5 protein-coding genes are annotated in these 6,575 nt (G+C 67.9%); all 5 read right to left on the reverse strand.

Annotated elements, in window-relative coordinates; translation table 11 throughout:
* Window positions 1-22 precede the first annotated feature (22 nt).
* Window positions 23-1,090, reverse strand: coding sequence for a FecCD family ABC transporter permease (locus BLV47_RS12625; RefSeq protein ID WP_092314001.1), 1,068 nt, complete (start codon window positions 1,088-1,090; stop codon window positions 23-25).
* Complete coding sequence (locus BLV47_RS12630) at window positions 1,087-2,214, reverse strand: ABC transporter substrate-binding protein (RefSeq protein WP_092314003.1); 1,128 nt, start codon at window positions 2,212-2,214, stop codon at window positions 1,087-1,089. The genes BLV47_RS12625 and BLV47_RS12630 overlap by 4 nt, the downstream gene beginning before the upstream one ends.
* A 1-nt stretch (window position 2,215) precedes the next feature.
* The gene (locus BLV47_RS12635) at window positions 2,216-3,082 is read right to left on the reverse strand and encodes a PepSY domain-containing protein (RefSeq protein WP_092314005.1); all 867 of its coding nucleotides are present in this window, start codon (window positions 3,080-3,082) and stop codon (window positions 2,216-2,218) included.
* A 6-nt stretch (window positions 3,083-3,088) separates the two neighbouring features.
* The gene (locus BLV47_RS12640) at window positions 3,089-5,320 is read right to left on the reverse strand and encodes a TonB-dependent siderophore receptor (protein ID WP_092314007.1); all 2,232 of its coding nucleotides are present in this window, start codon (window positions 5,318-5,320) and stop codon (window positions 3,089-3,091) included.
* Between the two features lie 205 nt (window positions 5,321-5,525).
* Window positions 5,526-6,428 carry a helix-turn-helix domain-containing protein gene (locus tag BLV47_RS12645; protein WP_092317207.1) on the reverse strand — a complete coding sequence of 301 codons (903 nt, stop codon included), beginning with the start codon at window positions 6,426-6,428 and terminating at the stop codon, window positions 5,526-5,528.
* Window positions 6,429-6,575 lie beyond the last annotated feature (147 nt).

Consider the following 6,575-nt stretch of genomic DNA (forward strand, 5'->3'; position numbering starts at 1 on the left):
GACGCGGAAGCGGCGGTATGACTCACAGGACACCTCGGCGGTTGCGCATGACGATGGCCATGAAAAAGGGAATGCCCACCAGGGCCGTGACGATACCCACCGGCACCAGCACCCCGGGAATCAGCGCCTTGCTGGCGATCGAGGCCATGGACAGGATCAACCCGCCGCTGAGCACGCTGGCCGGCAGGAACAGCCGGTGGTCCTCGCCCACCAGCAGCCGGGCGATGTGCGGGGCGATCAGGCCGATAAAACCGATGGTGCCGACAAAGGACACCGCCAGCGCCGACAGCAGGCTGATGCGCAGCAGCGCCAGCAGGCGCAGGCGGCCGACGTCGATGCCGAAGCTGCGGGCCCGTTCCTCGCCCAGGGTCAGGGCGGTCAGGGCCCAGCTCTGGCGCAGGGAAAACGGCAGGCACAGCGCCAGGGCCAGGGCCAGCAACGCGAGTTTTTCCCAGGAGGCCCGGGCCAGGCTGCCCAGGGTCCAGAACACCAGTTGCTGCAGGCTGTCCTGGGTGGCGACGAACTGCAGCAGGGCCACCAGGGCATTGAAGGCGAACACCAGGGCAATGCCGAACAGCACCAGGCTCTCGACGCCGAAGCCGCGCCAGCGCGCCAGCAGGTACAGCAAGGCCACCGAGGCCAGGGCGAAGAGAAAGGCGTTGGCCGAGATCAGGTACTGCGCCGGCACCCCGGGCAGGCCCAGGCCGAGGACAATCGCCAGGGCCGCACCGAAGGCCGCGGCGGCGGACACGCCGAGGGTGAAGGGGCTGGCCAGCGGGTTGTCGAGCACGGTCTGCATCTCGGCGCCGGCCAGGGCCAGGGCGGCGCCCACCAGCACCGCCATCAGCGCGTAGGGCAGGCGCACGTTCCACACGATCACCGCCTCGACCCGGGGCATCGAGCCCGGGTCCCAGAGCACCTGCAGCAGGCGCGAAAGGCTCAGGCCCGAGGGCCCGGTGGTGATGTCCAGGGCCAGGGACAGGAGCAAGGCCAGGGCCAGGGCGGACAACAGCAGCACCCGGCGGCCATGGCGTTTGCGGTAATGCCCGCTGGCGATGCGCTCCTGCACCTCGGTGGCGGCCCGGGTCATGGTTGCAGGCTCGTGGCGAACACGCCGCTGGCGGGAATCGGCATGAAGCGCTGGTACAGCTCAAGGCGGGTCTGGTCTGGGTCCAGGTCCTTGAACAGTTGCGGGTGCAGCCACTTGGCCAGGGCCTGGACCGCGACCAGGTGCTCCGGCGAGTCATAGAAGATGTGCCACAGGCCATGCACGTTGCCCTGGCGCACCGCCCGCAGCTCGTTCAGCGGCGGGCGCTGGGCGGCCTGGCGCAGGCTGTCCCGCGCCTGTTGCAGGGTGGCGGAATAACCCAGGGTCACGCCACCCTGGCCGGCGGCGAAGACCCCGGTGGCGACGTACACATCCGGATCGCTGGAGAGGATGTATTCGACGTTGAGCACGCCAATCGGCCCGGGAATGCGCCCGTCGGCGATGTTGCGTCCGCCGGCCAGCTTGATCATCTCGGCGAAGTTGCCGGTGCCCGGCGAGCCGCAGCAATCCTGCAGCCCGGCGAGCATGTCGATGAAGATCTTCGGCTGCTGGACCTTGCCGGCCTTGGCCAGGGTGTCGCTGACCCGGGCCAGGGACTGCTGGTAGAAGGCGATGAAAGCCTCGGCCTGCTGCTCGCGGCCCAGGGCCTGGCCCAGCAGGCGCATGCTGGGCACGGTGTTGCTCAGGGGATGGTCGCTGAAGTCGACGAAGATCACCGCCACCCCGGCGGCTTCCAGCTGCTGCACCGCCTCGCTGTCGGGGCTCGGCCCGTGGCCGCCGCTCAGGGCCATGATCGCCAGGTCCGGGTGCACCGCCAGGGCCTTTTCGACGCTGAAGGTCTCGGCGGAGGTGCCGCCCACCAGCGGCACCTGGTCGGCCTGGGGGAAGACCTTGCGATAGGCCTCGTAGCCCTGCACGTCGAGGCCGCGAAAATCCCCCTGCCAACCGGCGAGACGGGCGAAGGGGTTCTGGCCTTCGAGCAGCGACAGGGAATAGATCATCCGCCCTTCACCCAGGAGGATGTGCTCGACCTTCTCCGGCACCTGGACCTGGCGCCCGGCCAGATCGGTGAGGGTCGCGGCGCTGGCGGCCCATGGCAGGCCCAGGAGCAGCAGGCCCAGCAGTAGCCCGCGCTGGGCGCGGCGCAAGAAATCACGGTGTGTCATGTCAGGTTTCCTTGAACGATTGGACGGCCCGGCGGGCGACGCGCTTGCGCCACCACAGCAGCAGGCCGGTGATGTACAGCAGGGGTAACGCAAGACCGCAGGCAAACCCCAGCCAGGCGCCGGGAGCCCCCAGCAGCAGGTGCCCGTGGGCGGCGGAGAACAGCGGCTTGAGCGCCATCGGCTGGGCGCCGGGCCAGGTGAACAGCTCGGGACGCGCCAGCCAGGCACCGCTGCCGGCGATCAGCAGCAGCGGCAGGCACAGCCAGGCGGCGGCCAGGTTGTGCCACTCGCGCAGGCGCCGGGTGCCCTGGCTGCCGGGGCGCAGGCTGGCGGCTTTCCACCAACTGCGCCGGCCCGGCCACCACAGGTACAGGCCGCTGCCCAGGGAGCCCAGCAGCACCAGGCCACACAGCAGCACCAGGGTCGAGCCCGACGCCTGGGGCAACAGCAGGCTGCGGTGCAGGGCCACCAGCCTGGCCAGCCACAGGTCGTCGAAGACGAAGAAGCCCCGGGGCTCGCCGGTGTAGGGATCGATCATGGCGATGCCGGTGCCGGGGCGTTCCTTGAGGGCACCGAAGACGATCACGTTGTCCGATTCGAGAAAGCCCTGGCGCGGCGGCGCCGCGCCGAAGACCTTCTGCAACTGCGGGTAGGCGCTGCTGGCGGCGCTGATCCAGGCACTCTGCTCAAGGAGGGCGCCGTGTGCGCCAGGGGCCAGTTGCAGCATCGGCGCCCCGACTTCCCAGCGCAGGATCGGCCCCTTGAGCTCCAGCAGCGAGCCACTGAGCCCCAGCAGTGCCAGCAACAGGCCCAGGCTCAGGGCCAGCCAGCGATGCAGCCCGAGCCAGATGTCACGCAGGCGCGCCACGGCGGCTTACCAGCGATAGCGCAGGCTGGCGATGACGCTGCGGTCATAGCCGGCGCTGCAGCTGGTCAGCGAGCAGCCTTCGTAATAGCGCTTGTCGGTGAGGTTGGTGGCGTTCACCGCCAGGCGCAGGCCCTTGGCCGCCGGGATCAGCTGGTCGAAGTCGTAGTGCACCGCCGCATCCAGCAGGGTGTAGGAGGGCACGCTGACGGTGTTGGCGGCGTCGGCCTCGGTGGCGCCGATGTAGCGCACCCCGGCGCCGAAGCCCAGGCCGCGCAAAGGGCCTTCGGGCAAGGTGTAGTCGGCCCACAGCGAGGCCATTTTTTCCGGGGTGTCGGTGGGGCGCTTGCCCTTCTCCAGCGGGTTGTTGCTCTTGCTCACCTCGGCGTCGTTGTAGGTCAGCGTTGCCAGCAGGTCCAGGCCCCGGGCCAGGCTGGCCTTGCCTTCCAGTTCGATGCCGCGCACGTTCACCTCGCCGGTCTGCAGGGTGTTCAGACGGTTGGCGGGGTCGGTGGTCTTGACGTTTTCCTGGGTCAGGTCGAACAGCGACAGGGTGATGTAGCTGTCGATCCCCGGTGGCTGGTACTTGACCCCCACCTCCGACTGCTTGGCGCTGGTGGGCTTGTACGGCGTGCCATAGAAGTTGGTGCCCAGCACCGGGTCGAACGAGGTGGAGTAGCTGATGTAGGGCGCCAGGCCGTTGTCCGCCAGGTACACCAGGCCGGTGCGGTAGGTGAACTTCTGGTCTTTCTGCTTGCTCCCGGTCTGTTCCAGGCGATTGTCGGTACGGGCGCTGGAGCGGTCCTGGCGGCCGCCGACGGTGAGCACCCAGTGCTCGTCGAAGGTGAATTGCTGCTGGGCATAGACCCCGACCTGATCGGCGCGCTGCACGGTATTGGTGAATGGCGTGCTGGGGTCGAACACGCCGCCATGCACCGGGTGGTAGATGTCGATGGGCGAGGCGCTGCCACCGCGCAGGTAGTAGTCCTCGCGGGTGCGCCGGTAGTCGACCCCGAGCAGCGACAGCATCTGCGTATTGCCCAGGTTCCAGCGGGCCTGGGCGTTGTTGTCCAGGGAGTAGGTGTCGCCAACGATGCGAAAGCGATAGGCGGCGCGGTTCAGGGTGCGCAGGTCCGGGGCCAGGGACATGCCGCTGGCGGTATTGGTCAGCAGGTTGACGTGGCCGTAGCGGGCGCTGGAGTTGAGGCTCCAGACGTCATTCAGGCGCTGCTCCAGCAGGTAGCCAAGTGCGTACTGGGTGCGGTCGTTGTCCAGCCCCGGTTCATCGAGGAAGACGTTGTGCTTGACCTTGCCATTGGGGTTGCCGAGCAGGGTGCCGCGGGCCGGCAGGAACACCCTGGGGGCGCCGAACGCATCCTGGGTGTAGTCGGCCAGCAGGGTCAGGCGGGTGTCGTCGTTGGGCTTCCAGGTGAAGGAGGGCGCGAAGTACTGCTTGTCGTCCTTGATGTGCTCGAACTGGGTGCCGCTGTCGCGCTCCAGCCCCACCAGGCGGTAGAGGAACTGCCCCTCGTCGTCCAACGGGCCGCTGAAGTCGAACTGGCCCTGGGCCCGGTCGAAGCTGCCGCCCTGGATCTGCACTTCATGGAAGGGCTGCTCCAGCGGGCGCTTGCTGATCTGGTTGACCACGCCCCCCGGCGAGTTCTGGCCGAACAGCACCGAGGCCGGGCCCTTGAGCACGTCGATGCGCTCCAGCCCATAGGCTTCGACCTTGGGCCAGGCCTGGGCGGTGTTGCCCTTGAGGCCATCACGGAGCATGCCGGTGGTGACGTCGAAACCGCGGATCGAGAGCGTGTCGAAACGCTGGCTGGCGGCGGTGGTGTTGGCCTGGACCCCGGCGGTGTAGCGCAGCGCCTCGTTCACCGACTGCACCTGCTGGGCATCCATCTGATCGCGGGTGACCACGGAAATCGCCTGGGGAATTTCACTCAGCGCGGCGTCGGTCTTGGTCCCGCTGAGGCTACGCCTGGCCACGTAGCCGCTTTGCTGGCCGGTGGGGGAGTCGATCTGGGTGGCGCTGATCACGCTGGTGTCCAGGGTCAGGCTGTGGTCCTGATCGGCCTCGCCATCGGCGGCCAGCACCGCGCCGGCCTGGGTCAGCGACAGGCCCAGGGCCAGGCCATGGATCAGGCACGCCAGCGGGCTGCGGCGCAGCGCCGGACGCAAGACCGGACCTGCGGCCGGCCAACCTTGGGTGTTTTGGTGCGCAACGCGGCTACCCATGCTTCACTCCGTGATGGGGATTAAATGAGAATGCAAACGTATCTCATTTGTGCGCCTGGGTTGCCGGCTAAAACTTTGGCTTGAGCGACCATTTCTTTCGTTTGCGGCACCGCGCGGGCAGGGCGTCCGGGCACCGGGCGCGCGGTTCGACAGCGCCAGGCTGGGGCGTTGTTCAAGGCTCCAGGCATTCCAGGCAACGGCAACTTCAGCGCAAGGACTTGGGCGACACCCCGAAGCGCTTGCGAAAGGCGGTGGAGAAATGTGCCGGGCTGTAGCCGACCCGATAGGCCGCGCTGGAGACATTGGTTTCACCGCTGGCCAGCAGGCGGTACGCCTCGCTCAGGCGCTGCTCCTGTAGGTAGGCGTAGACGCTGGTGCCGAACACCTGGCGAAAACCGGCGGTGAGCTTGCGCGGATTCAGGCCCACCTGGCGCGACAGCTCGGACAGCGACGGCGAGGCCTGCAAGGAACCCAGCAACAGGTCCCGGGCGGCATGGATGCGTTCGATGTCCGCCGCGCTACCGGGGCTGTCCTGCAGCGGCCGCGACTCGGCCTGGGCGAGGATCCCCTCGACCCCCAGGGCGGTGAGTTCCAGGGCCTTGCCTCCCAGGTAAAAGGAGCGGGTCGGGCCTTGCAGCGGGCAGGTGAGGATCTGCTGGGCCAGGGCCAGCAGCGGCTTGCTGGCCGGCTGGCAGAACAGCATCGGCCCGCCGCCGAGCGGGTCCAGCAGGCGCTCGGGCTCAAGGCCCGCCTGGCGGATCGCCGGGAAGTCCAGCTGCACCGTGGTGTAGCGCACCGGCACGCCGCGGGCGAACAGGTGGTCGCCGCAGTGTTCGCCCTGGTTGGCCACCGCGCACAGGGTCGGGCCGCGAATCTCCACTTCCGGCTGGCCTTCGACCCGGCAGTTGAGCTGGCCGCTGAGCACCAGGATGATTTTCAGGCCCTGCCACAGCGGTTCCTGCATCCACATCTGGCTGTCCATCAGCACCGTGCCGGTGGACAGGGTGATTTCCGGCACCACGGCCGCCGTGCCGGGGTGCTGCGGATTGGGCAAGTGCAGGGTGAAATCCCTTTGGACAGGCTGCGGCGCAGCGTGGGGGCTGAGCATGGCGAACTCCCTGTAGACCGGAAAAGAGGCCATACGCTATCAGGAAATTCCTTTCATGTAATTAAGAATGATTATCCTTTAGCTTTTGTGCCCCGTACTGCCGGGACTTGGTACGCAATCAAAAGAAAAAGCCGCGCAAACGAATGT

The organism is Pseudomonas saponiphila (assembly GCF_900105185.1).
GTDB lineage: Bacteria > Pseudomonadota > Gammaproteobacteria > Pseudomonadales > Pseudomonadaceae > Aquipseudomonas > Aquipseudomonas saponiphila.

Excerpts from the sequence above, each read along its gene's own strand:
- BLV47_RS12630 (WP_092314003.1), bottom strand. The coding sequence starts at position 2,214 with ATGACACACCGTGATTTCTTGCGCCGCGCCCAGCGCGGGCTACTGCTG.
- BLV47_RS12645 (WP_092317207.1), bottom strand. The coding sequence starts at position 6,428 with ATGCTCAGCCCCCACGCTGCGCCGCAGCCTGTCCAAAGGGATTTCACC.
- BLV47_RS12640 (WP_092314007.1), bottom strand. The coding sequence starts at position 5,320 with ATGGGTAGCCGCGTTGCGCACCAAAACACCCAAGGTTGGCCGGCCGCA.
- BLV47_RS12625 (WP_092314001.1), bottom strand. The coding sequence starts at position 1,090 with ATGACCCGGGCCGCCACCGAGGTGCAGGAGCGCATCGCCAGCGGGCAT.